This window comes from Nonomuraea pusilla, assembly GCF_900109355.1.
Taxonomy (GTDB): Bacteria; Actinomycetota; Actinomycetes; order Streptosporangiales; family Streptosporangiaceae; genus Nonomuraea; species Nonomuraea pusilla.
The window spans coordinates 1-1,940 of the sequence record NZ_FOBF01000061.1 but is presented as its reverse complement, the minus strand read 5'-3'; the positions used below and the strand labels follow the sequence as shown (position 1 = coordinate 1,940).

The 1,940-nt window shown below is 71.4% G+C and carries 1 protein-coding gene and 1 pseudogene; both read left to right on the top strand.

The genetic code is table 11. From position 1 onward, the window contains the following. Positions 1-1,730: pseudogene (locus BMX74_RS44795) on the top strand (hypothetical protein); the annotation flags it as partial. 10 nt (positions 1,731-1,740) lie between these two features. After that, positions 1,741-1,940: hypothetical protein (locus tag BMX74_RS42660; RefSeq protein ID WP_143078992.1), on the top strand; the 200-nt coding region annotated here is incomplete at its 3' end.

Below are 1,940 nucleotides of genomic sequence, written 5' to 3'. Positions count from 1 at the left end.
ACACCGACCTGCTCTTCGTCAAGCGCCACACCTACACCCGCTCCGACCTGGAGCTGGACTTCGGCGGTCGCACCGTCAGGACCGACGGCATCGAGCGCAACACGCACGACAACCCGTTCGGCGCCGTCATGTTCTTCCAGGGCGAGGTCACCGGCACCGTCGTCAAGCACAAGCTCACCGCCGCCATGCCCGACCTCGCCGACGTGTTCGAGGTCGGCGACTCGTCGCCGTTCAAGGTCGGCCAGTGGTGGACGGCCGTCGTCGACAACCTCGCCGGCCGCGACGAGCGGGAACTGCAGAAGATGGTGCAGATCACCGAGATCCTGGGCGGCGGCCGCGTCCGCGTGAACTACCAGATCGGCTGGGACCTCGACGCGGGCCGCACCGTCACCTGGACCAGGGTCGAGCCGGTCGAGCGGGTCCACGTCAGGAACATGGTGTTCGTGGGCGCGCCGCCGTACGACGGGCCGCAGAACGGCGAGCTGCCCGACGACCGCGAGTACACCGGCTCGCACCCGGTCGCCTACGAGTACGCCGCCTGGTGCGACGTGGCCGGCATCGACGCGAGCCGCACCTGGTGGCCGGTCGTCATGCGGCGCTGGTGCACGTACTTCCGCACCGAGAGCTGCTCGCTGAAGAACCCGCCCACCGTCTTCTACGGCGGCGCCGGCTACCTCACGCAGCAGATCTACTGCCTGTACGGCCACGTCGCCGACTGCCACACCTCCAACGCCAGGCACCTCAACGACCTGACGGCGTCGGCGTACTGCAAGGTCGAGAACTGCCACGGCGACGGCGACGACGCGGGCGGCAACCCGTTCACCACGCACGGCCAGTACGAGCACGACCTCGTCTTCACCGGCAACTCGGGCCTGATGGACATCGCCAACTCCGGCGCGCAGTGGGGCATCAGCGCCAAGCGGATCACCGTCCGCAGGCACGTCTGCTCCTGGTTCGTCGCCAACACGAAGATCACTGATCTCACCCTGGAGGACGTGCGGGTCGTCCCGCGCTCGACCTTCGACCCCGGCGGCACCCTCACGGTCAACGCCGACGGCGTGCAGATGCGCGGCTGCTCGGCCAGGACGTTCGCGATCGCGCAGCGCTCCTCGCGCTCCGCCAGGCCCAACGTCATCGAGGACTGCAGCTTCGACCTGCCGAAGGGCCAGGTCCTCGTCCAGACGCCGGTCAGCAACCCCGTGCACTTCGTGCGCTGCGTCCTCACCGGCGTGGACGGCGTGGTGCTGCGCGGCTCGGGAACGGTCCGGTTCACCGACACCGTCGTCAAGGGCGCGCAGGGCGGCGCGCCGATGCTGGTCGGCGCGGCCGAGGTGGTCGTGTCCGGCGGCCGGTTCACCGACACCGGCGTCAAGCTGTCGGCGGTCCGCGATCAGCGGATCGCGGTCGGCGGCGGCGCCCTGATCGAGGGCACCAACAGCGACAGGGCGCTGCTGTCGCGCGCCGACGGCCCCGGCGCCGTCCGCTGGGAGCTGGGCGACTACGCCAGCGCGACCGGCGACCCCGGCACCGCGCACGTCGCGGTCGCGAGCGGCGTCAACCGCTACTCCGCCGTCGGCGCCCGCTTCAGCGGCGGCGCGCTGACCTTCGCCGACGCCGCGTTCGGCGGCGAGTCGTACCTGCTCCACACCGGCTGCGCGGAGGAGGGCGTCAAGCGCGCCGCCCCCGCCGACGGCCCCCGCATCTCGACCACCGGCGTCTTCGCCGTCTGAGGGGAACGACATGACTTCACTCACCTCCCGCCGTGCCCTCTTCACCGCCGGCGGTCTGGGCGGCCTGGCCGTCCTCGCTCCGTCCGTCGCCTTCGCGGACGAGGCTGCCGAGCTCAAGGACCCCGTGTACGAGGCGGCGACGGTGGCGGAGCTGCTGGCCGTCAGGCCGGAGAAGGTGCCGGCGGGCACGCTGGTGCGGGTCGCCGGGTA